The sequence below is a fragment of the Polynucleobacter ibericus genome (assembly GCF_018687955.1).
Lineage (GTDB): Bacteria > Pseudomonadota > Gammaproteobacteria > Burkholderiales > Burkholderiaceae > Polynucleobacter > Polynucleobacter ibericus.
Window position 1 is genome coordinate 1,697,818 of sequence record NZ_CP061309.1, and the last position, 24,967, is coordinate 1,722,784.

A 24,967-nucleotide genomic window follows, 5' to 3' on the forward strand; every position below is an offset into this window, starting at 1 on the left:
CCATTTATGAGCACATCCAATTCAAAACCTCAATCAGCGACTTTATTGATTGAGGTATTTACCGAAGAATTACCTCCAAAATCTTTACGTCGCTTAGGTGATGCATTTAGCGAGGGCATCTTTGCAGCACTTAAATCTGCAGGTCTGGCCTCTGAGTCATCCAAAGTGACTGGCTTTGCCACGCCTCGCCGTCTAGCCGCTCAAGTCACCAACATACTAGATCAAGCGCCTGACTTTCCTGTACGTGAAAAATTACTGCCCACCAGTATTGCATTTGATGCTGAAGGTAAAGCCACTCCACCTTTGCTTAAAAAATTAGGCGCCCTTGGGTATGCAGATATCGATCTCGCTACTCTAGAAAAAGCGGGTGAAGGTAAAAATGAAGCTCTGTATCTTAATGTGATCGCTAAAGGTGCTGAGCTTGAGCAAACTGTGCAAACTGCGCTTGAGCAAACATTGAGCAAACTACCAATTGCAAAAATGATGCATTACCAAGTGCTGCAGAAAAATGGTGAATTAGCTGACGTCCAATTTGCTCGTCCAGCCCATAGTATCATTGCGCTTCATGGTGGCACCACCTTAAGTATTAGCGCTCTTGGCGTTGATGCAGCCAATCAAACTGAGGGGCATCGTTTCCTAGCACCAGGCAGTGTCACCATTAATAATGCAGATCAGTACGAATCTGACTTGCAATCTAAGGCAAAGATTATTCCCAGCTTTAATCAACGTCGTGCACAGATTGAAGCTGCCCTTTTAAAAGCTGCTGGCGATGATTTAGTGCTGATGCCAGATAGCCTTTTGGATGAAGTAACAGCGCTAGTCGAGTGGCCCGCCATCTATGAGTGTCATTTCGATCAAGAATTCTTGGAAGTGCCGCAAGAATGTTTGATTCTGACAATGCAAACGAATCAAAAGTACTTTGCATTAACGGACAAGCAAGGAAGATTGCGCAACCGCTTCTTAATTGTTTCGAACATTGAAACCAGCAAACCAGATGCCATCATTTCCGGTAACGAGCGCGTTGTGCGTCCACGCTTATCTGATGCACGTTTCTTCTTTAAGCAAGATCAAAAGCGTCCCTTAGCTTCTCGCGTGGCAGATTTAGGTAAGGTGGTCTATCACAACCAATTAGGTAATCAATTGGATCGCGCCAAGCGCGTTCAAGGGCTAGCCGTAGGCATAGCCAAGAAACTGGGCGCAGATGAGAAGTTAGCTTCACGCGCAGCTGAAATTGCCAAAACAGATTTGTTAACCGATATGGTTGGTGAGTTCCCAGAGTTACAAGGAATCATGGGTCGTTATTACGCTACTCATGATGGCGAGAATGCGGATGTCGCTAGCGCTTGCAGTGAACACTATATGCCGCGCTTTGCAGGTGATGAACTGCCCCAAACTCAAACTGGCACGATCTTAGCTATTGCTGACAAACTAGAAACTTTAGTTGGCATTTGGGGCGTTGGACTTGCACCTACCGGAGACAAAGACCCATATGCTCTGCGTCGTCATGCTTTAGGCATTTGCCGCCTACTCCTCGAAAAAAATCTTTCTCTCAATTTGCCTGAATTGATTGAGTTGGCTCGTGCGCAGTTCCCACAAGCAGATGTACAAGAAAAAGCAAAAGCAGCTGATACCTACGCTTTTATCATTGACCGCTTGCGTGCCTATTTGCGTGATCAATCGATTGCTGGCAAAGCATTTACGAGCGCGGAAATTGATGCTGTTCTCAGCCAAGACCCAGCACAAATTAATGATTTAATTGAGCGCTTAACAGCATTACGTGAATTTAATGCTCTCGCAGAAGCTGCTCAACTCGCAGCCGCTAATAAGCGTATCAGTAATATTCTCAAGAAAACGACTACTGCCATTCCTGCGACATGTTCTGCAAAATTGCTGCAAATTCCAGCAGAGGCCAAGCTACATCAAGCATTAGAGGCGATTACACCGGCACTCAATGCCGCTTATGAAAAACGTCAATTTGTAGAACTCCTAAAAGCTCTCGTGGCTTTAAGTGGCCCAATTGATCAATTCTTTGCAGATGTGATGGTGATGGACCCTAATCCTGAGTTACGCGATAACCGCTTAGCTCTCCTGCAACAACTTCACCAGAAAATGAACCTCGTTGCCGACCTCGGCAAATTAGCATGAGCAACAGCTCCTCTAAATTAATCATTCTGGATCGCGATGGCGTGATCAACAAAGATAGCGATGATTATGTGAAGTCTGCTGATGAGTGGATTCCTCTTCAAGGCAGTCTAGAAGCAATTGCCCTGCTAAATCAAGCAGGCTATCAGATTGCCTTAGCAACTAACCAGTCCGGTCTTTCAAGGGGCTACTTCACAATTAACGATTTGCATGCCATGCATAGCAAAATGGATATCCTGCTCAAGCCCTTGGGCGGCCGCATTGATAGCATCTTTTTTTGCCCGCATCAGGATGCTCATCAATGTGATTGCCGTAAGCCTGCACCTGGCATGATGAAAGAAATTGCCTTGCGCTACAAAAAAACGGATAGCGTCAAGCCATTAACGGGCGTTCCGATTGTGGGAGACTCTTTGCGCGATCTCCAAGCTGGAGTGGCTTTAGGAGCATCCCCCCATTTAGTTCTCACCGGCAAGGGAGAAAAAACCCTTGCAAACGGTAAGCTACCAGAGGGAACACAAATTCATGCAGATCTCTTGGCTTTCGCTCATGCACTTTTAGAAAATAAGGTTTAGACCAATCATGAAATTGATTCGCTCCACCCTCTTTGCCCTATTTTTACTGGTATTCACGCCAATCTGGTCAGTGCTGTGCATGATCACTTTTCCATTTCTGAGTCCAGAAAACCGTTACACCTTTATTGGACTCTGGAATAAAGTCGTTATCGCTCTTTTAAAACCACTATGCGGTATCCATTATGAAATCCGCGGCATGGAAAACATGCAAGCCGTACTTAATGAACGTGTGATTATTCTCAGCAAGCATCAATCTGCTTACGAAACAATTGCATATATTGCATTACTACCCAAACAACTCTGCTTTGTCTTTAAACGTGAATTACTCTGGATCCCATTCTTTGGGTGGGCATTAGCTCTCCTCAAAATGATTCACATTAATCGCTCAAATAAGATGACCGCAGCGCTATCCGTGGCGTCACAAGGTCGTAAACGCTTAAGCGAAGGCAAGTGGATCATGCTCTTTCCAGAAGGAACGAGAACGCCTACCGGCTCAACCAAGCCTTATCGCAAAGGTGGCGCACGACTAGCGACTGCTACTGATGCCCTCATTATTCCGATCGCACACAACGCTGGGCGCTGCTGGCCAAAGAATAGTTTTATTAAAAACCCAGGCACGGTGATCTTCTCCATTGGCCCAGCAATTAGTTCGACCAATAAATCAGCAGAACAACTTCAGCAAGAAGTAGAGGGCTGGATTGAAGCTGAAATGCGGGTGATTGACCCTAGCGCCTATAAGCAATAAGAAGGCAATTAATTAGTACTGCGTATTGATTTATGAGGCGAGAACTTTAGCCCACTCGATATAGCGATCTACGGAAATATCCTGAGCTCTTGCTTTGAGTTCAATCTCGGTCAAACTTAATCTATCAGCAAAAGCACTCAAGTTGGTACGCAACATTTTTCTTCTTTGAGAAAAGGCTGCAGCAACTACCTTCTCCAAAGAACCCCATTGCGCATCTGAAAGATTGAAGTCTCTTCTTGGAATCATTCGTACAACAGCCGAGTTCACTTTAGGTTGAGGATCAAATGCTTCTGGTGGCACCTCCAGCACCAACTCCATGTCATAACGAGCCTGAAGCATGACTGAAAGACGACTGAAATCTGAACTTCCGGCCTTAGCCACCATCCGTTCAACAACCTCTGCTTGCAACATAAATACCTGCTCATCGATATGACTTGCCGCCGCTACCAAATGGAACAAAAGAGGTGAAGAGATGTTGTAAGGCAGGTTACCGACAACTTTGCATAATCCAGTCTTGGTCGAGCGATTCTGTGCCCATGTCACGAAGTCAAATTTGAGAGCATCGCCCTCGATTACAGTAAGGCCTTTAAGGTTTTTCTCATTCCAAAAGGCTACTAAATCACGGTCAATCTCTAAGAGATCCAAGCAATCTAGATTACTCAGCAAAGGTAGCGTTAGCGCACCAAGACCAGGTCCAATCTCAATAACGTGCATATCAACACCGGGGTTAATAAGCGCAACAATAGAATAAATAATGCCGTTGTCTTGTAGAAAGTTCTGGCCAAATCGTTTACGAGCGCGATGCATTCCTTAGTGTTGCTTTCTTTTATTCAGTGCTAATTGATAGGCTAAACGTAAGGCCTCAAGCATGCTACCCGAGTCAGCAACCCCTTTACCGGCGATATCTAAAGCAGTTCCGTGATCTACCGAAGTACGAATAATCGGCAATCCTAGGGTGACATTTACCCCATTGCCAAAGGTAACAAATTTAAAAGGTGCCAAGCCCTGATCGTGATACATCGCAATGAAAGCATCCACTTGGGCAACGGAATCAGAATCAAACATCGTATCGCCAGGATAAGGGCCGAGGACATTAATGCCCATGCTCTGAGCCGCATCAATTGCCGGTGAGATGATGTCAATCTCTTCACGACCCAAGTATCCAGATTCTCCTGCGTGAGGATTTAAGCCAGCCACATGAGTCAATGGTTTTGAAATACCAAATTTGTTCTGCAAATCTTGATTGACGATTTGAATGGTTTCCAATACCAAGTCATGGCTTAGCGCTTGTGGAACCTCTTTTAAGGGAAGATGGGTGGTCATAAGAGCTACCCGCAGATCTCTCGGGGATTTAAGCCCCAAAAACCCACTGGGCAGTGGCGCACATAACATCATCACCACATGAGAAACATGACAACGCTGTGCGAGATACTCTGTATGCCCTGTAAATGGAGTCCCAGCATCATTAATAATGCTTTTCTGAAGTGGAGCAGTCACCATCGCATCAAAACGACCCTGAAGACAACCATCAACAGCTTGATCCAACAGGCTAAGAACATACTTTGCGTTCTGAGGATTCAAAGTTCCCTGCTGGACGGATGTGGCAAGTTCGATATTTTGAATCTGCAATCGATTCACGAATTCTGGATTAGTATTTTTCGGTATAGAAAGTAAGCTCTTATTACCCAGCAAGGTAATTGCAACATTATGTTGCTCATGCAAAAACTCTAGCGCAGCAATAAGAGAAACCTCAGGCCCAATACCAGCTGGCTCACCAGTACTTACAACGAGATTAACGAGGGGTGCTGCTTGCTGCATCTTCCACGTTCAAAATTTTTACAGTTGCATTGTCACGCAACTCACGCATCCAATCTTGATAAGCTTGATCAAATTTTCTTTCACGTATAGCTGCGCGTGCAAATTGACGTTGCTTTTCTACAGTCAACTGACCTTCGCGTCGCTCCATCACCTGAATCAAATGCCAGCCAAATTCAGATTTCACTGGGTTACTAACCTCCCCAATTTGCAGGCGATTCATGGCCTGCTCAAACTCCGGAACCAAATCCCCAGGACTCATCCAGCCTAGCGCACCGCCATTTGCTGCAGAACCATCCTCAGAGTATTTTTTCGCAAGCTCAGCAAAATCTGCAGTTTTGGCGCGGATCTGATCGCGAAATCCCTGTAGACGTCTCTCGGCATCCTGATCACTTAAGCTAGGGCGACTACGCAACAAAATATGGCGGGGTAGCGTTTGGGTGATGGGGATATTTTTAGGTGTGGATGAAACAGCGTCTGCAGAAATCGCTTGCTGCACAGGCGCATTTTCCATAACCGCACGTCGATCTAATACTTTCAGCACATGATAGCCTGCAGGACTTTTTACTACAGCATTCGCTACCTGACCGCCCCCAGTATTTCGGATTGCCTCATAAAATAATTGTGGCAACTTATCTGGCGTACGATAGCCCAAATCTTGAAACTTAATTTTTGGATTATCTTTTGCAGCCATCGCTCCGAGCTGCATGAAATCAACATCACCACGCGCATCACGCAAAAGAGCATCTGCTTTTTTCTTTGCATCTGCTTGAGCACCCGCTCCTGCTCCTGCATCTACCGGGATAAAAATCTGGGCTACATCAATCTCTTCAGGACCGCCTTTTCCAACAGATGCTGAAGAGGAGGAAGAACCAGCCGTCATCGCCCTCGTTCGTTCCATGATGAAGTTATCAATCTCGGCATCTGAAATTTTGATCTTGGCCTCAACCTCTCTCTCACGATAACGTGTCATAGAAATATCGTCACGTAGCATTTGCCTGTATCGCTCAAAGGAAGTACCAGAAGCGACTACCCTTGCCTTCAATTCAACCAGTGTCAGTTTATTTTTTTCAGCAATCTCACCAATGTACTTGTCTAACTCTTTATTACTAATACCCACACCTTCTTGTTCAGCATTTTGAATTTGAATTTTTTCAAGGATGAGGCGCTCCAAAATGGTTTTTCGTGCTGATCCATCCTCAGGCAACTTGGCGCCCTGCTTCTTCAATGCCGCAATTCGATCATCAATTTCTTTTCGTGTTACGAATCCAGTGTTCACCACTGCAGCAACGCCATCAATATTGCGAATTTTGCTTTCTGTAACTTGGTTATTTTTTGCGGCATCCTGCGCAAAAGTGGTATTCATCATGAAACCAAGACCAAGGAAAGCAGCTAGGATATAAATTTGTTTATAACGTTTCATACAAAGCATTATTGATAGTTCTCATATATTGAGGGAGGTATTGGTTTGGAGGTAGGCATATATCCAGGAACATTTAGCTTCATGATATCAACTGGATTGCTTCCAGCGCTACCAAAGCCCTTAAATTCGATCTGAAACAGTACCTGGGTTGTCGTTATGAGAGAAGTATTTAAGACTTGAGAATACGCCCCACGGAAAGTCCAGCAATCCTTACTCCACTCTAGAGCCACCAAACTATTTAATGTTTTGGTACTTAGGGCGTCATATCCCCAGCGCCCTAAGACAGAGACTTCCCGCGTAATTGGCCATTGACCTGAAACGTTGTATTGATCGGTAGTGGTGGCTGAAGGAACAAAGGCTTGGTTATTTTGGATCGATGCCTGTACTGGCGGAGACCAAACATTGCGGTATCCAAAATTTAAACTTCTGCCTTGTGTAGGGCGCCAGCTACCTCCAACTGTAGTTTGTACGAAGCGATTCAATTGGGTGTTGTATTGACCAAATAAATCTGCGCTGAAATTCCCAAGCAAACGAACCGAACCAGAGCCCAGGGTATCTGAGTAAGTAGTAGGGTTAACAATATTGCCATTCAAACCTACTCGCTGGCCAGTGAACTGCTGCTTTTGGGCAACGGTCACATTTGCGCGTTCCGCTCCAGTATTAGCCTCGATCATGCGGCTAGTCAGGCCGAGTGTTGCAGAATTATTGTCGGCAATACGGTCATTACCAATAAAAGTATTTTCATTAAAAATTTGAGATACACCGAAACCTGCGTCTGCGGTATCAAATATCGGCGTCTGTGCCTGACTTTGATATGGAGTGAAAACATAGAAGGCTCTAGGTTCCATAGTCAACAACATATCTCGGCCAAAGAATCCTTTTAATTCAGTAGCATCTCTTTCAAATGCCAAGGCAGAGTCCAAGCTAAAAGTTGGGATAGTAAAACCTTGAGCAACTGGTGCACCACCAGCTGTAAACGGAGTAGCGTTGTAGGTATTTGACTGAAAACTTACCTTTGGGGTGATGTAATAACCCGGCGTCACTTGTGGCAAAGCCAGTGCGCCCTTCACTACAGTTCGATCGGCCTGACTGTATACACCTGGTGCAGTAGCGGCCAAATTGCCGCCAATGTTGTATGCAAACCTGGTGTAGTCAGTAGAAAAAGTAGTTGCGGGGCCCGTTGGCAAAGTAACATATTTACCACTTGTATCTGCTACAGCAGGGGTTAAACGATTGTTATAGGCAGCAGTAATGTTTGGAAGGATGTTATATGGTGCTTGGACTGTAGTAGTGGGATCTGGCTGCAAAGTTTGAAAAGTCAACGCCCTTGCGGAGACATTCCAGTTGCTCAAACTACCCGTAAGGCCTTTGGTGGTTCCCACCTCTTGACGAAACTGACTAGTGACAGCCCCAGCGATACTCTGGGAGAAATCTGTAGGGTATAAATTATCTGAAACCCGTGCCATATTGACGTACCCAGTCCATGAACCAGGCATCGGAATTCCTCCAGGTGCAGCACCACCACTAAATATCTGTCGCTGCTGCCAATCATATTTCCAACGATCAGTACCCGTTTTTTTATCGTAGGGCATATATTCACCCAGCGCCGTTCCCGAATAATCCTTTTCCAAGAAGCGATATTGGGCACCTAACATTCCACCGCGATGATTCATATAGCGTGGCAATAGTAATAAGTCGCGATTAGGGGCAATATTTACATAGTAAGGCTGCGTAATATCAAGGCCATTATTTGAGTTGTATCCAGCAACCGGCGCAAGAATGCCAGAGCGACGTTGGCCGCCTGTAGGGGCGGTAAAGTAGGGAATATACGCAATGGGCACATCAAAGAAACGCATCACGCCATGCGTACCAACCATTTCCTTCTGTTCATTATCGATCTCCATCGTACTAGCCGTGAAATACCAATCTAGATTTTCTGGTGTGCACGTAGAGTAAGTTGCCTTATCAAATACAAAAACATCAGTACTTTGCACGGTTAAATTTTTTGCCTTGCCATTGCCCCCGTTATCACGCAATTCGTATATCGGTGACTCCATTGAGCCTTCACGTGCATCTACCTTAAATTGACCCTTAGGTCCCTTAAAAGTAACATTCCCTTTTGATAGCTCAACATTTCCGTTTAAGTTAGCAATATCTGTATCAGGGTTGTAAGTAATTTCATCCGCCTTGAGAACCGATCCATTGCGACGAATTTGCGCGCGCCCAATTAAATGCATATCACGCTCAACAACGCCAGTAATTGTGTCGCTCGAAGTAAAAGTAATCGCCTGACCATCATCAATTGGTTTTCCAACGCGCAACTGATCATCCAGCTTTAAAACAGTGACATTACCTCGATCCGGCAATAAAACAGTATTAGATCCACCCGGTGCATTTGTAGGCAAAGGGGCTGGTGCCTGAGCATGCCCGAAGAGGGCAAATTGAAGCAATGTCACCCCCATAAATACGCGCAGGGTTACATGCAAAAAAAGAGGGGCGCAAAGGCCGGCGCGACGGCGATAATGACTCATGGATCCAGACCCGCCTTATTATACGAATCGACCATGACTGACTCACGCTTAAACACCCTCCGCAACTGGCTAAAAGCCCTAGAAGCAAGCTGGCAATTAGATCTCGACTCTTTGCAGCCGGCCTCGGCTGATGCCAGCTTTCGACGCTATTTCCGAATTGTGTCTAAAAACCCCAATTTCGGGACTTTGATTGTGATGGATGCCCCACCCCAACATGAGCCCTTGGACGCCTTCATTAAAGTCGATTTATTGCTATCTAAAGCAGGTTTAAATGTGCCAAAAATCCTCGAGCAAAATCTTGCTGAAGGCTTTTTGCTCTTAAACGATTTAGGCACTAAAACCTACTTGGGTGAACTCAATAATGAATCTGCAGACCATCTCTATAAAGATGCAACTCATGCATTAGTCCTTATGCAACTGGCAAGTAAACCAGATGTCTTGCCAAACTACGATGAAGCACTATTACAACGAGAGTTAGATTTATTTCCAGAGTGGTATTTAAAAAAGCATCTGAGTGTTGAATTGAGTCAACAACACACAGATCAATTAAAAAAATCTTTTGAGCTGATTATTGAAAATAATTTAGCGCAGGCTAGAGTCTATGTACATCGTGATTATCATTCACGAAACTTAATGGTGACTGACAATAATAATCCTGGAGTGATTGACTTCCAGGATGCAGTTTACGGCCCAATTACATATGATGCCTCTTCATTGTGGCGCGATGCTTATATTGCATGGCCAGAAGAACGTTTGATTGACTGGGTGATTAAATTTTGGGAAGAAGGACGTAAGGCCGGACTACCAATGCCAAATGATTTTGGACAGTTCTATCGCGACTTTGAATGGATGGGCTTGCAGCGCCATCTGAAGGTCCTGGGTATTTTCGCAAGACTCTTACATCGCGATGGGAAAGATGGCTACCTTAAAGATATTCCTCTCGTTTTGGAATATGCGATTGCTACAGCAAATAGATACATTGAATTAAAACCTCTAGCTCGCATTCTGGAATCCACTCGGCCAAATCAGGCGTAATTCACACACCATGAGTCAGCTCAATCGCATACCTTGTTTTTTACTGGCTGCTGGACGTGGTGAACGCATGCGTCCCCTCACAGATGATTTACCTAAGCCACTACTTCGAATTCAGAACAAGTCTTTACTAGAGTGGCACTTAGAAGCTCTCGCAAAAACAACCATTCGGGATGTGGTGATTAACCACGCCTGGTTAGGCGAAAAGATTGAAGTAGCTCTAGGTGATGGAAAGCAATTTGGCCTGCATATTCAATATTCCCCTGAGGCTAGCGCACTAGAAACGGCCGGGGGTATATGCAAGGCCCTACCAATCCTTGCGCCTGAAGACTACTTTTTAGTTATTAATGGCGATGTTTTTAGCCCAAACCTGCCTATTGCCAAGATTTTAGAAGTCGTTTCCAAGATGCGGGTAGGCTCAAGTAAACGTTTGGCGCACCTATTGATGGTGCCCAACCCGGTTCAACATCCTGAAGGGGATTTTTATCTAGAAGACTCCACAGTCAGAGACATCGGATCGGCTGGCGCAGAAAAACTCACCTTCTCTGGAATTGGGATTTATCACAAAGACCTCTTTAATGACCTGGAATTTGGAGCTCCAGCCAAGCTGGCCCCCTTGCTCAGAGCCGCAATGGAGCAAAATAAAGTGTCTGGAGAAAAATATAGCGGTCCATGGCACGATGTAGGTACACCACAACGCTTACAAGAGCTCAATGCAGCATATGAATAAACCGAATATCTATCAACTTCGCAGAAATGCATTAGCAAAACAAATTTTTGCTAAGACTGGTGGTGGAACTGCCATTATCTCTACTGCGCCTGAGCAAGCCCGTAACCGCGACAGTGACTTTCCTTATCGCCATGACAGTGACTTTTATTACTTGACTGGTTTTGAAGAGCCCGGTGCCACGCTAGTGCTGAAAGTTACAGGGACTGGAAAAACTGCTGAACTACAGTCGCACTTATTTTGTAGACCGAAAGATCCTGAACGAGAAATCTGGGATGGCTTTCGTCTAGGTCCTGAAGCTGCGCCAGAGTCTTTGGGTATTGAGTATGCCCACAGCAATCAAGTTTTAGATCAAAAACTGAGTGATTTATTGGCCGATGAAGATGCCGTGTATATCCGCCTTGCTGAGAGCGCAGAAGCCGATAGACGCTTGCGTCATTGGATGAAACAAGTTCGCAGTCAAGCTCGCTCGGGGATCAATCCACCTTCAGAATTTCATGATGTTGAAGTACTCATTCATGAAATGCGTTTGTTTAAAGACGCTCATGAAATCGATATCATGCGGCGCGCTGCGGCCATCTCTGCTCGTGCCCATATTCGCGCCATGCAATTGTGTAAGCCCGGTATGCGTGAATATCAACTGGAAGCAGAACTACTGCATGAATTCCGCAACAGTGGCTCACAAAGTGTTGCATACAACAGTATTGTTGCTAGCGGTGCAAATACTTGCATCCTGCACTATCGTGCAGGTGATACAGAATTACGAAGCGGTGAACTATGCCTTATTGATGCTGGCTGCGAACTTGATGGCTATGCATCTGATATCACGCGGACTTTTCCGGTGAATGGAAAATTTACCGGACCGCAACGTGCTCTCTATGACATTACCTTGGCGGCACAAGAAGCAGCGATAGCAATGACTAAGCCAGGCAATACATTTATGCAGCCCCATGAAGCAGCCCTTAAAGTACTTACCCAAGGCCTGCTAGATGAAAAGCTACTCAAACTTTCAGAATTGGGCTCCCTGGATAATGCTGTTGAAACAGGGTCTTATCGTCGCTTTTATATGCACCGCACCTCGCACTGGCTGGGAATGGATGTGCATGATGTTGGGTCTTATCGCGAAACAAGCCCAAAGACAAACACGGAAGAGAAGCCTTGGCGTATTTTCAAGAGCGGCATGGTGATCACGGTCGAGCCTGGTCTGTATGTCAGGCCTGCAGATGATGTGGATGAAAAATTTTGGAATATCGGCATCCGCATTGAGGATGATGCTGTCCTTATTGACTCGGGATGTGAATTAATTTCTCGCGGTGTACCTGTCAAAGCTGATGAGATTGAAGCGCTCATGAAAAACATCTAAGGCTGGTCTGCTAAAAATGAGTTTACCCAGTTGCGATATCTTGATTCAGGGCGGTGGTCCAGTTGGGCTCGCTTGTGCTGCCTGGACCTTACAAAAATTTCCAGATGCAAAGATTACATTACTTGATCGTAACCCGATCAATGATGATGATTTAACGAATGCCGATAGTCGCGGTATTGCTCTCTCACATGGCAGCAAACTATTGCTCGATACAATTCATGCTTGGCCAAATGAGTCCGCTCAAATTCACCGTGTACATGTATCTCAAGCAGGGAGATTTGGTCGCGCACTCATGACGCGTGAGGAGCTCAAGCAAGAGGCACTAGGCCACATTATTCGTTATCGCGATATTCACATTAACCTGCGTCACGCCTTACGAGCTATAAAAGCAAAGAGTCCCAACTTTGCTTGGGAGCACATTAATAAAGATGCCGAAGAAAATAATATTCATGCTAATTGCATCGTTCATGCTGAGGGCGGTTTATTTAAGACGCAAGATTGGGTGGAGTCTGGCCGAGACTATGGTCAGTCAGCCCTTGTAGGTTTGGTTGAGGTGGAAAATGCAGTACCTCATCAAGCATGGGAGCGCTTTACTGCTGAGGGTCCGCTAGCAGTTTTACCGAGCCACTATGGTCACAATATTCTGAATCTAGTTTGGTGTGGATCACCAGAGTCTTCGCAATATCGTTTACAACTTAGTGACTCTGAATTTTTAAGTGCGCTGGAAAAAGAATTTGGTTCACGTATTGGGCGCTTTCTGAAAATTCAAGATCGTCGTTTATATGAACTCGGCTTGAACTATCGCAAAGAGCTTACCAAAGACAATGAAGTTTGGATTGGCAATGCTGCACAAACTTTGCACCCAGTAGCAGGGCAAGGCCTCAACTTAGGATTAAGAGACGCTTTTTTGCTGGCTGAAAAATTAGTAGGTGCATTTTCCGGATTCGAACCATCTCCAAGCAAAATTCAAGATGCGCTCCAGGGGTATGCCCAAAGTCGCAAAGTGGATAGAACAACCACTATTGGCCTTACGGACTTTATGGCCAGGGTGTTCACCTCTAATCTTGCTCCAGTAGTGGCAGCCAGAGGACTGGCTTTAAGCGCCCTTCAGTGGCTTCCACCAGTTAAGACAGCCTTAGCCCGCCAGATGATGTTTGGTAGGCGCTAAAGGGCTTAAATCACCCCTAAATATAAACATTCCTGATTTGATCTGCAACAAGCAATCTGCCTAAAAAATAGGCAGATTTGGGTTCGACTGTGCTAAAGTGTCATGCTTTCCGCCCAAGCCCCCTTTTAGATGAACATTGGCCCTCACACCCTCGCAAATAAGCTATTTGTAGCCCCTATGGCTGGGGTAACAGATCGCCCTTTTAGGCAGCTTTGCAAGAAATTGGGTGCAGGGTATGCGGTTTCTGAAATGGTGGCCTCTAATGCCCTGCTTTGGAAAAGCGAGAAAACACAACGTCGTGCCAATCATGTCGGCGAATTCAAACCCATCGCGGTGCAAATTGCCGGGGCAGATCCAGCGATGATGGCAGCGGCAGCAAAAGTCAATGTAGATCATGGTGCCCAGATCATTGATATCAATATGGGTTGCCCAGCAAAAAAAGTTTGCAACGTAGCTGCTGGTTCTGCACTATTACGCGATGAGCCTTTAGTGCAGCAAATTTTAGAAGCAGTTGTGAATGCTGTTGGTGTTGGGCCAGATGCCGTGCCAGTCACCCTAAAGATTCGCACTGGTTGGGACCGTGAACACAAGAATGCTATTGAGATTGCTCGGCTTGCAGAAAAATCGGGGATCTCCATGTTAACGGTTCATGGTCGCACTAGAGCAGACTTGTACCATGGTGAAGCAGAGTATGAAACCATTACTGCAGTCAAAAATAGTGTGGTCATTCCTGTAGTTGCAAATGGTGACATTACTAGCCCTGAAAAAGCAGAGCAAGTTTTGAAACTCACTGGTGCTGATGCCATCATGATTGGTCGTGCAGCTCAAGGTCGTCCTTGGATCTTCAGAGAAATTAATCACTACCTTGAAACGGGTGGGAAATTGCCAACTCCGGAGATCAATGAGATCCAGTCCATTATGAATATTCATCTTTTAGATCATTATGAATTCTATGGGGAACATATTGGTCTACGTACCGCACGTAAGCATATTGGCTGGTATTGCAAGGGTTTGCGTGACTCCCATGCTTTCCGCCAGCGGATGAATACTGCTGATGATTGCAAAACTCAGCTACAAATGGTCAATGATTATTTTGACGAAATGAAATCGCATTCTGATCGTTTGTTATTTTTAGAAGCGGCGTAGCTCTCACTGCACAAAGTTTTTTATTTTTATTTACTAGTTTTTGTATTGATAGATTGTTATGACCAATAAGCACCCAATAACTGAATGTATTGAAGCCCAATTGCAGGGTTACCTAAACGACCTTAAAGGAACAGCACCAACCGATATCTATCAAATGGTCTTAGCTGTTGTAGAAAAGCCTATGCTGGAATTAGTCATGCAGCACGCTAAACAGAATCAATCACTGGCAGCGCAATATCTTGGTATTAACCGCAACACACTTCATAAGAAGCTCGTTGAGCATCAGCTGCTGAAATAAGCGATTATCACAAAGTCATTTCTTTTAATTAAACCCTCCGAAAACTATGATCCGCACAGCCCTTCTCTCCGTATCCGATAAAAATGGCATCATCCCTTTTGCCAAATCTCTCCATGAGCAGGGGATTAAGCTCATCTCGACTGGTGGCACGGCAAAGCTGTTGGCTGAAAATAATCTGCCAGTGGTTGAAGTTTCCTCGCTGACGAAATTTCCGGAGATGCTCGATGGTCGCGTAAAAACCCTTCACCCTATGGTGCACGGCGGTTTATTAGCTCGTAGAGATTTCCCGGAGCATATGGCAGCCCTTAAAGAGCATGGGATCGACACGATTGATATGTTGGTCATTAATCTTTACCCATTTAATGAGACAGTTGCCAAGGAAAGCTGCTCATTTGAAGATGCGGTTGAGAACATTGATATTGGTGGTCCAGCCATGTTACGTGCTGCCGCTAAGAATCATCAAGATGTTACGGTATTGATCTCACCAGAAGATTACGCCCCAGTCTTAGCGGAGATGAAGGCCAATAAGAATGCCGTCTCTTATAAAACTAATTTATCTTTGGCTAAAAAAGTATTTGCCCACACTGCTCAATATGATGGCGCCATTGCGAACTACCTCTCTGCATTAGGTGATGATTTGGATCACAAGGCACGCTCAGCCTACCCAGAAACACTGCACCTTGCCTTTGAAAAAGTACAAGAAATGCGCTACGGTGAGAACCCACATCAATCTGCTGCTTTCTACAAAGACATCTACCCTGTGGACGGTGCACTAGCTAATTACAAGCAATTACAAGGTAAAGAGCTTTCTTATAACAATATTGCGGATGCTGATTCAGCATGGGAATGCGTTAAGAGCTTTGCCGGCAACGCTGGTGGCGCTGCTGCTTGCGTCATCATCAAGCATGCCAACCCTTGCGGCGTAGCTGTTGGTGCTAATGCGCTCGAGGCTTATCAAAAAGCCTTTAAGACGGACCCAAGCTCTGCTTTTGGCGGCATTATTGCTTTCAATGTACCTTGTGATGGTGCCGCTGCTGAAGCCGTCTCTAAACAATTTGTTGAGGTGCTAATTGCCCCTAGCTTTAGCGATGAAGCTAAAGCCATTTTTGCTGCCAAACAAAATGTGCGTCTCTTAGAGATTCCTTTGGGCACTACATTTAACACCTTTGATTTCAAACGCGTTGGCGGTGGTTTACTAGTGCAATCTCCAGATGCCAAGAACGTTCTCGAAAATGAAATGCGTGTTGTGAGCAAACGTCTACCAACTCCAAGCGAAATGCATGACATGATGTTTGCTTGGCGTGTAGCTAAGTTTGTAAAGTCGAATGCTATTGTGTATTGCGCTAATGGTATGACCCTAGGCATTGGTGCAGGTCAAATGAGCCGCGTAGATTCTGCGCGTATGGCTAGTATCAAGGCTGAGAATGCAGGCTTAAGTCTCAAAGGCTCTGCAGTAGCCAGCGACGCTTTCTTCCCATTCCGTGATGGCTTGGATGTCGTTGTGAACGGTGGTGCTAGCTGTGCGATTCAGCCTGGCGGCAGTATGCGTGATGATGAAATCATTGCAGCCGCAAATGAACATGGTATTGCGATGATCTTTACTGGCATACGTCACTTCCGTCATTAATCACTTATGCGCTGGATAGGAATCGACCCAGGTTTACGGACTACCGGTTTTGGAGTCATTGATGTGGATGGCCAAAAACTGACCTACGTCGCCTCTGGGACGATTGAAAGTGGCGACCCAGCAAAAGGTTTACCTGAGCGCTTAGGCGCCCTTTATGCGGGGGTCAAAGAAGTTTTAGAGACCTACTGTCCAGAGTCTGCTGCGATTGAAGAGGTTTTCTTAAATGTGAATCCTCGTTCAACGCTAATGCTGGGTCAAGCAAGGGGTGCCGTGATCGCTGCCCTCGTATCTGAAAAACTCCCCGTAGCTGAGTACAGTGCCCTGAGAGTAAAGCAAGCGATTGTTGGTACTGGTCGTGCTGCCAAGCCACAGGTACAAGAGATGGTGAAACGCCTTCTTAGGCTGAATCGCGCCCCAGGAACAGATGCTTCTGATGCATTAGGTGTCGCCATCTGCGCTGCCCATCACGCTCAAATACCAAAGGCAATTACAGCCGCCTTAGCACCTAAGTTAGCACCCAAAAAACGCAGTAAGTAAAAATACACATCACAGGTTAAGATCTCTACATGATTGGTCGTATACAAGGTACTCTCGTTTCAGTTCATCCCCCTCGTCTCTTGGTGGATTGCCAAGGCATCGGTTATGAAGTTGATGTACCAATGAGTACTTTGTACCAGCTGCCTCAAGCTGGTCAAAAAATTACGCTTCTTACGCACTTTCAAGTTCGTGAGGATGCGCAGCAACTTTTTGGCTTTGCTACTGAAACAGAACGTGAAGCATTTAGACAGCTCATCAAGATTAGTGGCGTTGGTTCTCGCACAGCACTGGCTGTTCTGTCCGGCATGAGTGTGAATGAGCTGGCTCAAGCCATTGCGCTCCAAGAAGCTGGGCGCTTGACCCAAGTTCCCGGGATTGGTAAAAAGACTGCTGAGCGTCTTTGCTTAGAACTCAAAGGCAAACTAGCGCCGGATCTTGGTATTACAGGTGATAAACCCCAGGCAATTGAAGCGAGCAGTGAAGTATTGCAAGCACTCCTCGCGCTAGGCTATTCAGAAAAAGAGGCGCTTCTGGCGCTCAAGCAAATCCCACCAGAAACAAGTGTGTCGGACGGTATCCGCATGGGCTTAAAGTATTTATCTAAACCCTGAATCTAAATAGAAGCAATCCTCAATATTCAATAGGCACTACACTTGTGGCATGGCAATTCATACAGACGACCTAAGCTCAATTCCTGAAGATTTACCAGAGGGCAATGACCGCATTGTGAGCGGCTCAGCCGGCAATGCTGAGGCTGTCTTTGAAAGAGCATTACGTCCCAAACAACTCGATGAGTATGTTGGTCAAACTAAAGCTAGGGCGCAATTAGAGATTTTTATTACCGCCACAAGAGCACGCCAAGAGGCTTTGGATCACGTTTTGCTCTTTGGTCCTCCTGGGCTTGGTAAAACCACACTCGCCCACATTATTGCGAGAGAACTTGGGGTCAACTTACGTCAAACTAGCGGACCCGTCCTAGATAGACCAGGCGACCTTGCTGCCTTGCTAACCAATTTAGAAGAAAACGATGTTCTCTTTATTGATGAGATTCATCGCCTCTCTCCAGTAGTAGAAGAAATTCTGTACCCAGCGCTGGAAGACTACAGCCTAGACATCATGATCGGCGAAGGTCCTGCAGCACGTAGTGTAAAAATTGACCTTAAGCCATTCACGCTGATTGGTGCAACTACTCGTGCTGGCATGCTAACCAATCCATTACGTGATCGTTTTGGCATTGTGGCCAGACTTGAGTTCTACACCACCGAAGAGCTCACCAAAATTATTAATCGTTCAGCCAGCTTGCTCAAGGCGGATATTGATCCAGATGGCTCGGTTGAAATTGCGAAACGTGCACGTGGTACTCCACGTATAGCTAATCGCCTACTCAGAAGAGTGCGTGACTACGCAGAAGTCAAAGGCACAGGCACGATTACCAAAGCTATGGCCGATGCTGCACTCAAAATGCTAGATGTTGATCCAAGCGGCTTTGATGTAATGGATAGAAAATTGCTGGAAGCCATCTTGCACAAGTTTGATGGTGGCCCAGTAGGTATTGATAATTTGGCAGCAGCCATTGGTGAAGAACGCGACACGATTGAGGATGTTCTAGAACCCTATTTGATTCAACAGGGCTACCTACAAAGAACCTCTCGTGGCCGTGTGGCAACCCGCCAGGCCTATGAGCACTTTGGTTTAACGCCGCCCAGCGGCAGCGCTAGCCTAGATATTTAAGCAAGGGTTACTTTTGCAAACTTACGTTTGCCTACCTGAACTACGTAAGTGCCAGCTTCAACTTTCAACTGTTTATCAGTAATCGTTGCGCCATCAATCTTCACACCATTTTGTTCAATGTTTCGGTTCGCTTCCGAGGTTGATGGTGTTAATCCAGCAGCTTTCAGAAGATTGGCCACCGCCATCGGTGCACCCGTCAAACTCACTTCAGGAATGTCATCAGGCACCCCGCCTTTGGCGCGGTGATTAAAGTCTTCTAGCGCTTTCTCTGCTGCAGCCTGTGAATGAAAACGCGCTACGATTTCTTGAGCGAGTAGTACTTTGCAATCTTTTGGATTTCTGCCAGCTGCAACTTCTTGCTTCATTAAATCAATTTCAGCCATAGGGCGGAATGACAGCAATGTGAAGTAATCCCACATCAGTTCATCGGAGATACTCAACAGCTTGCCAAACATCTCACTAGCAGGCTCGCTAATGCCAATGTAATTACCTTTGGACTTACTCATCTTATCCACGCCATCCAGGCCAACGAGGAGAGGCATTGTCAAAATACATTGCGGCTCTTGGCCATACTCACGTTGAAGCTCGCGCCCAACTAAGAGATTAAATTTCTGATCAGTACCACCAAGCTCTAAGTCACTCTTCAAAGCAACAGAGTCATAGCCTTGCATCAGTGGATACAAGAACTCATGTACAGAAATGGGTACACCACTACGGTAGCGCTTGGTAAAGTCATCTCGTTCCAACATTTGTGCAACGGTATATCGTGCCGCCAACTGAATCATGCCGCGCGCCCCTAATGGATCACACCATTCGCTGTTGTAACGCACTTCAGTTTTAGAAGGGTCGAGCACCATACTCGCTTGGCGATAGTAAGTTTCCGCGTTAACGGCAATTTCTTCTGCGGTCAATGGAGGACGGGTGGCATTACGACCAGATGGGTCACCAATCATGCTGGTGAAATCGCCAATCAAGAAAATAACGGTATGCCCTAAATCTTGTAACTGGCGCAATTTATTCAGGACCACTGTATGACCCAAATGAATATCAGGTGCTGTTGGATCTAGACCTAATTTAATCCGCAACGGCGTCTTAGTCGCTTGGCTACGAGCCAACTTCTGAACCCAGTCCGCCTCAACCAATAGCTCGTCGCAGCCACGTTTAGTGACTTCGAGTGCTGCAAAGACTTCGGGGGTCAGAGGGTATTTTTGTTCTGGTTTGGCCGTCATGCTGATTCGGGTTGCTGATTCAGTTAAATTACTAGTTAAATTGCTAAAGCATAATTGTCGCATTCCTGAGAACTCCATGAACAAACCCCATTCCCTCTATATCGGCCTCATGTCAGGCACTAGCCTGGATGGAATAGATGCTGTTCTAGCCAAGATCGGGGCTGATGGGAAAGCTAGCACTCTAGAGGCAGTTAGCACCCCTTTCTCGCCGGAGCTACGCAAGGCCTTATTTGAACTGCAAAGTCCTGGTTCAAACGAGCTCCACAGGGAAAAACAAGCGGGAAATGCCCTGGCCTTAGCTTATGCAGAAGCAGTTAACCAGCTACTTAAAAAAGCTGGGCTTCAGCCTTTCGATATCACTGCGATCGGCGCACATGGCCAAACTATTCGTCACCAACCGCACCTTGGCGAGATGGCTTACACGCATCAAACGCTCAATCCCTCCTTACTAGCAGAAAGGACAGGTATTGATGTCATCGCCGATTTTAGAAGTCGGGATTTGGCTGCAGGCGGACATGGCGCACCTTTGGTCCCAGCATTTCATGCGCAGCAATTTGTCTCTTCAGAAAATATCGCCATTCTCAATATTGGTGGAATTGCTAATCTCACACTGCTTCCCAATAATGGTGAAGTTACTGGCTTTGATACCGGCCCCGGCAATATGTTAATGGATGCCTGGGTGCATGAGCATCAAGGAAATGCATTTGATGAAAATGGGCAATGGGCATTGCAAGGCAAGGTCAACGAAACATTACTTGCAAAAATGTTAGATGATTCTTTCTTTATCAAATCTCCACCAAAGAGCACGGGTAGAGATGACTTTCATCTTGCTTGGCTACAAGAAAAATTGGTCAATGAGAACTATCTTTGCGAAGATGTTCAAGCAACCTTACTGCACCTTACCGCACACTCAGTCCTAGAGGCTTTGCAACACCATGCCCCGCAAACCCAGAAGCTGATTGTCTGTGGTGGTGGTGCCAAAAATAACGCCTTAATGAATTTATTGAAATTAAAGTCGCAATCTTTCTTCAAACAAACACTAGAAATTACTACAAGCGAGCCTGCGGGAATTGACCCACAACTCGTTGAGGGCCTAGCCTTTGCATGGCTTGCCTGGGCTCATAAAGAAAAACGGCCAGCAAATTTGCCAGCCGTTACGGGAGCGAAGGGCCCTAGAATTCTAGGCGCTTGCTATCCTGCTTAATTCAATATTAACTAAATACGTTTTTATTTAAGCAGAGAAAGAAGATCCGCAGCCACAAGTAGTTTGTGCGTTTGGATTCTTAATCACAAACTGTGATCCATTGATATCTTCTTTGTAATCAATCTCAGCACCAACCAAATATTGGAAGCTCATTGAGTCTACTAATAAAGTAACGCCATTCTTTTCAAAGAGTGTGTCATCTTCATTCACAGCATCATCAAATGTGAAGCCATACTGAAATCCCGAGCAACCGCCACCTTGCACAAATACACGAAGCTTCAATTCTGGATTGCCTTCTTCCGCAATCAAGTCAGCCACTTTTGCAGCAGCGCTATCAGTGAACACCAATGGGGTAGGTGGCTCAGCTAAGTCTTCTACAGGTTTTGTCGCTAATTCAGTCATGATTTACTCCTAATTCAAAAGGCAATGTCTTATTTTAGGCTTTTAATGCCCAGTTTGCTGAAGGGTCATTATGGGGAAACAGCAATCTGGGTAAGGCCGGTAGTCTCTGGTAAGCCAAACATGAGGTTCATACACTGTACGCCTTGGCCCGAAGCACCCTTCACTAGATTGTCTTCAACCACCAAAATAACTAAAGTGTCACCGCCGCCTGGTCGATGGATCGCAATCCGGATGCCATTACTACCCCTTACAGAACGTGTTTCTGGGTGGCTGCCTGCTGGCATCACGTCGACAAACGACTCATCTTTATAGAAGTTCTCGTAGAGCTTTTGATAATCAACATCTTTACCAGCCTCAGTCAAACGCACATACAAAGTTGAATGAATACCTCTAATCATCGGTGTTAAATGGGGCACAAAGGTCAAGCCAATCTGATCATGACCAGCAATCGCTTTTAGGCCTTGTTCAATTTCAGGTAAATGACGATGACCTTTTACGCTATAGGCCTTGAAGTTATCAGCCGCCTCAGATAGAAGTGTGCCGATCTCTGCCTTACGTCCAGCACCAGAAGTACCTGACTTCGAATCAGAAATAATATGCGTACCATCAATGAGGTTCTTACCACCCGTAGATTTTGGTGAGAGCAAGGGTGCAAGACCAAGCTGCACTGACGTTGGATAGCAACCCGCTAAACCAACCACCCGCGCCTTTTTAATGGCATCACGATTAATCTCTGGCAAACCGTAAACGGCCTCAGCCAAAATTTCTGGGCAACTATGTTCCATGCCGTACCACTTCGCAAACTCTTTAACATCTTTGAGACGGAAGTCTGCAGCAAGATCCAAAATCTTCACATTGTTAGCAAGCAACTCTTTTGCTTGCGCCATTGCAACGCCATGAGGAGTTGCGAAGAACACGACATCGCATTCAGTGAGTTTGGCTTCATCAGGCGTGGTGAATTTGAGAGCAACACGGCCACGTAAAGAGGGGAACATCTCAGCCACTGGCATGCCAGCTTCTGTACGAGAAGTAATTGCAGTGAGCTCCACCTCAGGATGCTGAGCTAATAAACGCAACAACTCTACTCCGGTGTAACCAGTGCCGCCAACGATGCCAACTTTAATCATGTCACTCTCCAAAATGCGCTATATCGAAATTATCGTATAGAGCTTACTACTTGATTCTTACGATTATCTTAATTGTAGAAACAAAAAGGGCCGCTTGCGCGACCCTTTCGATAAAACTTAAGCGACTGAAAGAATTAGCGCTTGCTGAACTGCTTACGACGACGCGCGCCGTGCAGACCAACTTTTTTACGCTCAACTTCACGAGCATCGCGAGTTACCAAACCTGCTTTGGACAGGGTTGGCTTCAAAGCGTTGTCGTAGTCGATCAATGCACGAGTTACACCGTGACGAACTGCACCAGCTTGGCCAGTTTCACCGCCACCAGAAACGTTTACCTTGATATCAAAGGTCGTTAAGTGGGCTGTGAGAGCCAAAGGCTGACGAGCGATCATGCGTGATGTTTCACGAGCAAAATAAGCATCGATAGGCTTACCATTAACAATGATTTCGCCTTTGCCAGATTTAATGAATACGCGCGCAACAGAACTCTTGCGGCGACCAGTACCGTAATTCCAATTTCCGTAATTAATAGCCATTTGGTTTCCTTAAATCTCTAACGCTTTTGGCTGTTGAGCCGCATGCGGATGATTGGCGTCGCCGTAGACTTTTAATTTCTTAATCATGGCATAGCCTAGTGGGCCTTTTGGCAACATACCCTTCACAGCCTTCTCCAAAGCGCGACCTGGGAAACGGTCTTGCATCTTGTCGAAGTTGGTCGAGCTAATACCACCTGGGTATCCGCTGTGACGGTAATAAATTTTGTTCAAGCCTTTTGTGCCAGTGACACGGAGCTTAGAAGAATTGATGACAACAATGAAGTCGCCAGTATCAACGTGTGGGGTGTATTCAGGCTTGTGCTTGCCGCGTAGACGGAGTGCCACTTCACTGGCGACACGACCGAGGACTTTGTCCGTAGCGTCAATCACGAACCATTCATGCACTACCTCATGGGATTTTGCAGAAAAAGTTTTCATGATTTCTCAAATTGTTATGGTCAATAAAAAATTACGCCAACCAAACTACGTCCACCTTGGCCCTGCTTATGTTTGCAAGCTCGCAGATTCTGTAGTCCAACTGGTACAACAAATTACCGCTGACCGGCTCGGTAATTCAGTAAAGCCTTGAATTGTAACCTAAAAAAAACCCAGGAACGAGTCCTGGGTTGGAATCCACCTATGTTTGGGTGGAGGAGACACTGGGAGATAAGTCGCAGTCTTATACAAGACTGACTACCAATATGGTTATTCTACACAAGGAATATGGTGCAACGCAAGAAAATTGACCAAAATCAATTTTTTGCTGATTTTTCGCTATTTTCGTAAGCCAACAGCCCACCTGAAATATTGGTAAACTATTGATAATATTGATTAATTTTGTAAGTTAGGGGTCACTAATAATGGAATGTCGAGTAAGTTGGTTGGGTAATAGCGGAATGGCTTTTTCGGCCGAAACCGGTAGCGGCCACCTGGTAAACATGGATGGCGCCCCTGAAGCAGGGGGTAGAAACCTTGCCCCAAGGCCAATGGAGCTTCTTTTGGCTGGTGCGGGCGGTTGCTCTGCATTTGATGTGGTTTTGATCCTACAAAGGGCTCGTCAGGCCATTAGCGGCTGCGAAGTGAACCTCCAGGCAGAACGCGCCACAGAAGACCCTAAAGTTTTCACCAAGATCAATTTGCACTTTACGGTAAAGGGAAAAGACCTGGATCAAGCCAAAGTGGATCGCGCCGTAAAACTTTCTCACGAGAAGTACTGCTCTGCCACCACCATGTTGGCCAAAACCGCAGAACTGACTTACAGCGTCGAAATTATTTCAGAATAAGTGCAGAGTCAATCGATAAGCCGGATTCTGTCGCCTAGATTTGCATCTAGGGGCAATCATTCCTCTAGGCCGGCAGTTACCTGACGGCTCAAGCTCCCTACCCGCAGACTCAGCGGGACGCCTCATCGCCTGCTTACTTGGGATTGCTCCGAGTGGAGGTTACCGCGTTTCACCGTAACTAAATACGCTCGTCTCTGTGGCCCTATTCCTCACGTCACCGTGGATGGCCGTTAGCCATCACCCTTCCCTATGGAGTCCGGACTTTCCTCCCCCTCAATAAAGAGGCGGCGATTGCCCAATTGACTCTGCGCCTGCAGTCTAACGCAGTC

At 46.0% G+C, this 24,967-nt stretch carries 24 protein-coding genes and 1 other RNA gene; 15 read left to right on the forward strand and 10 right to left on the reverse strand.

Going from position 1 to position 24,967, the window contains the following annotated elements:
- Positions 1 to 6 precede the first annotated feature (6 nt).
- From glyS to AOC20_RS08615, 3 genes are read left to right on the forward strand one after another with little or no spacing between them, the layout of a single operon-like run.
- Positions 7 to 2,145: a glycine--tRNA ligase subunit beta gene (glyS, locus tag AOC20_RS08605; RefSeq protein WP_215360278.1), complete on the forward strand. Its 2,139-nt coding sequence runs from the start codon at positions 7 to 9 to the stop codon at positions 2,143 to 2,145.
- Entirely contained in the window at positions 2,142 to 2,714 is a 573-nt protein-coding gene (gene gmhB, locus AOC20_RS08610; protein ID WP_215360280.1) for a D-glycero-beta-D-manno-heptose 1,7-bisphosphate 7-phosphatase, read from the forward strand. The genes glyS and gmhB overlap by 4 nt, the downstream gene beginning before the upstream one ends.
- Before the next feature lie 7 nt (positions 2,715 to 2,721).
- Positions 2,722 to 3,459, forward strand: coding sequence for a lysophospholipid acyltransferase family protein (locus AOC20_RS08615; RefSeq protein ID WP_215360282.1), 738 nt, complete (start codon positions 2,722 to 2,724; stop codon positions 3,457 to 3,459).
- A 30-nt stretch (positions 3,460 to 3,489) separates the two neighbouring features.
- On the opposite strand, the gene rsmA is transcribed toward AOC20_RS08615, so the two are convergent.
- Genes rsmA through AOC20_RS08635 form a run of 4 tightly spaced genes read right to left on the reverse strand, consistent with a single transcriptional unit; the run spans position 3,490 to position 9,228 of the window.
- Positions 3,490 to 4,266, reverse strand: coding sequence for a 16S rRNA (adenine(1518)-N(6)/adenine(1519)-N(6))-dimethyltransferase RsmA (gene rsmA / locus AOC20_RS08620; RefSeq protein WP_215360284.1), 777 nt, complete (start codon positions 4,264 to 4,266; stop codon positions 3,490 to 3,492).
- A gap of 3 nt (positions 4,267 to 4,269) precedes the next feature.
- Complete coding sequence (gene pdxA / locus AOC20_RS08625) at positions 4,270 to 5,277, reverse strand: 4-hydroxythreonine-4-phosphate dehydrogenase PdxA (RefSeq protein ID WP_215360286.1); 1,008 nt, start codon at positions 5,275 to 5,277, stop codon at positions 4,270 to 4,272.
- Positions 5,252 to 6,697, reverse strand: a complete 1,446-nt coding sequence (locus AOC20_RS08630) for a peptidylprolyl isomerase (RefSeq protein ID WP_251373088.1) — start codon at positions 6,695 to 6,697, stop codon at positions 5,252 to 5,254. Before AOC20_RS08630 ends, pdxA begins: the two co-directional genes overlap by 26 nt.
- Before the next feature lie 8 nt (positions 6,698 to 6,705).
- Positions 6,706 to 9,228 carry an LPS-assembly protein LptD gene (locus AOC20_RS08635; RefSeq protein ID WP_215360291.1) on the reverse strand — a complete coding sequence of 841 codons (2,523 nt, stop codon included), beginning with the start codon at positions 9,226 to 9,228 and terminating at the stop codon, positions 6,706 to 6,708.
- A 33-nt stretch (positions 9,229 to 9,261) separates the two neighbouring features.
- Here AOC20_RS08635 and AOC20_RS08640 point away from each other — a divergent pair, with 33 nt between their 5' ends.
- From AOC20_RS08640 to ruvB, 10 genes are all read left to right on the forward strand, one after another.
- A complete protein-coding gene (locus AOC20_RS08640) occupies positions 9,262 to 10,263 on the forward strand; it encodes an aminoglycoside phosphotransferase family protein (protein ID WP_215360293.1) in 1,002 nt (333 codons plus the stop codon).
- Between the two features lie 10 nt (positions 10,264 to 10,273).
- Entirely contained in the window at positions 10,274 to 10,990 is a 717-nt protein-coding gene (gene murU / locus AOC20_RS08645) for an N-acetylmuramate alpha-1-phosphate uridylyltransferase MurU (protein ID WP_215360297.1), read from the forward strand.
- On the forward strand, positions 10,983 to 12,350 hold the full coding sequence (locus AOC20_RS08650; protein WP_251373089.1) for an aminopeptidase P N-terminal domain-containing protein: 1,368 nt from the start codon (positions 10,983 to 10,985) through the stop codon (positions 12,348 to 12,350). The genes murU and AOC20_RS08650 overlap by 8 nt, the downstream gene beginning before the upstream one ends.
- A gap of 16 nt (positions 12,351 to 12,366) precedes the next feature.
- The gene (locus tag AOC20_RS08655) at positions 12,367 to 13,518 is read left to right on the forward strand and encodes an FAD-dependent monooxygenase (protein ID WP_215360303.1); all 1,152 of its coding nucleotides are present in this window, start codon (positions 12,367 to 12,369) and stop codon (positions 13,516 to 13,518) included.
- 129 nt (positions 13,519 to 13,647) lie between these two features.
- A complete protein-coding gene (dusB, locus tag AOC20_RS08660) occupies positions 13,648 to 14,664 on the forward strand; it encodes a tRNA dihydrouridine synthase DusB (RefSeq protein WP_215360306.1) in 1,017 nt (338 codons plus the stop codon).
- Between the two features lie 58 nt (positions 14,665 to 14,722).
- On the forward strand, positions 14,723 to 14,962 hold the full coding sequence (locus AOC20_RS08665; protein WP_215360309.1) for a helix-turn-helix domain-containing protein: 240 nt from the start codon (positions 14,723 to 14,725) through the stop codon (positions 14,960 to 14,962).
- A 46-nt stretch (positions 14,963 to 15,008) separates the two neighbouring features.
- Entirely contained in the window at positions 15,009 to 16,589 is a 1,581-nt protein-coding gene (gene purH / locus AOC20_RS08670; RefSeq protein ID WP_215360311.1) for a bifunctional phosphoribosylaminoimidazolecarboxamide formyltransferase/IMP cyclohydrolase, read from the forward strand.
- Positions 16,590 to 16,595: 6 nt separating this feature from the next.
- Positions 16,596 to 17,126 (forward strand): crossover junction endodeoxyribonuclease RuvC, encoded by a 531-nt coding sequence (ruvC, locus tag AOC20_RS08675; RefSeq protein ID WP_215360313.1) that lies wholly within the window; start codon positions 16,596 to 16,598, stop codon positions 17,124 to 17,126.
- 29 nt (positions 17,127 to 17,155) lie between these two features.
- Entirely contained in the window at positions 17,156 to 17,737 is a 582-nt protein-coding gene (ruvA, locus tag AOC20_RS08680) for a Holliday junction branch migration protein RuvA (RefSeq protein ID WP_215360315.1), read from the forward strand.
- Between the two features lie 49 nt (positions 17,738 to 17,786).
- Positions 17,787 to 18,857, forward strand: a complete 1,071-nt coding sequence (gene ruvB, locus AOC20_RS08685; RefSeq protein WP_215360317.1) for a Holliday junction branch migration DNA helicase RuvB — start codon at positions 17,787 to 17,789, stop codon at positions 18,855 to 18,857.
- Here ruvB and tyrS read toward each other — a convergent pair.
- Entirely contained in the window at positions 18,854 to 20,086 is a 1,233-nt protein-coding gene (gene tyrS / locus AOC20_RS08690; RefSeq protein WP_215362288.1) for a tyrosine--tRNA ligase, read from the reverse strand. The two genes, ruvB and tyrS, sit on opposite strands and share 4 nt — an antisense overlap.
- A gap of 76 nt (positions 20,087 to 20,162) precedes the next feature.
- On the opposite strand from tyrS, the gene AOC20_RS08695 reads away from it, so the two are divergent.
- Positions 20,163 to 21,290, forward strand: a complete 1,128-nt coding sequence (locus tag AOC20_RS08695; protein WP_215360319.1) for an anhydro-N-acetylmuramic acid kinase — start codon at positions 20,163 to 20,165, stop codon at positions 21,288 to 21,290.
- A 27-nt stretch (positions 21,291 to 21,317) separates the two neighbouring features.
- Here AOC20_RS08695 and erpA read toward each other — a convergent pair whose 3' ends face one another.
- From erpA to rplM, 4 genes are all read right to left on the reverse strand, one after another.
- Positions 21,318 to 21,692 (reverse strand): iron-sulfur cluster insertion protein ErpA, encoded by a 375-nt coding sequence (erpA, locus tag AOC20_RS08700; RefSeq protein WP_215360321.1) that lies wholly within the window; start codon positions 21,690 to 21,692, stop codon positions 21,318 to 21,320.
- Positions 21,693 to 21,760: 68 nt separating this feature from the next.
- Positions 21,761 to 22,819, reverse strand: coding sequence for an N-acetyl-gamma-glutamyl-phosphate reductase (gene argC / locus AOC20_RS08705; protein ID WP_215360323.1), 1,059 nt, complete (start codon positions 22,817 to 22,819; stop codon positions 21,761 to 21,763).
- Between the two features lie 134 nt (positions 22,820 to 22,953).
- Positions 22,954 to 23,355 (reverse strand): 30S ribosomal protein S9, encoded by a 402-nt coding sequence (gene rpsI / locus AOC20_RS08710; protein WP_071466175.1) that lies wholly within the window; start codon positions 23,353 to 23,355, stop codon positions 22,954 to 22,956.
- Positions 23,356 to 23,364: 9 nt separating this feature from the next.
- Positions 23,365 to 23,793: a 50S ribosomal protein L13 gene (gene rplM / locus AOC20_RS08715; protein ID WP_011903721.1), complete on the reverse strand. Its 429-nt coding sequence runs from the start codon at positions 23,791 to 23,793 to the stop codon at positions 23,365 to 23,367.
- 422 nt (positions 23,794 to 24,215) lie between these two features.
- Here rplM and AOC20_RS08720 point away from each other — a divergent pair, with 422 nt between their 5' ends.
- Entirely contained in the window at positions 24,216 to 24,638 is a 423-nt protein-coding gene (locus AOC20_RS08720) for an OsmC family protein (RefSeq protein ID WP_215360325.1), read from the forward strand.
- On the opposite strand, the gene rnpB is transcribed toward AOC20_RS08720, so the two are convergent.
- An RNA gene (rnpB, locus tag AOC20_RS08725) (RNase P RNA component class A) lies at positions 24,639 to 24,945 on the reverse strand.
- Positions 24,946 to 24,967 lie beyond the last annotated feature (22 nt).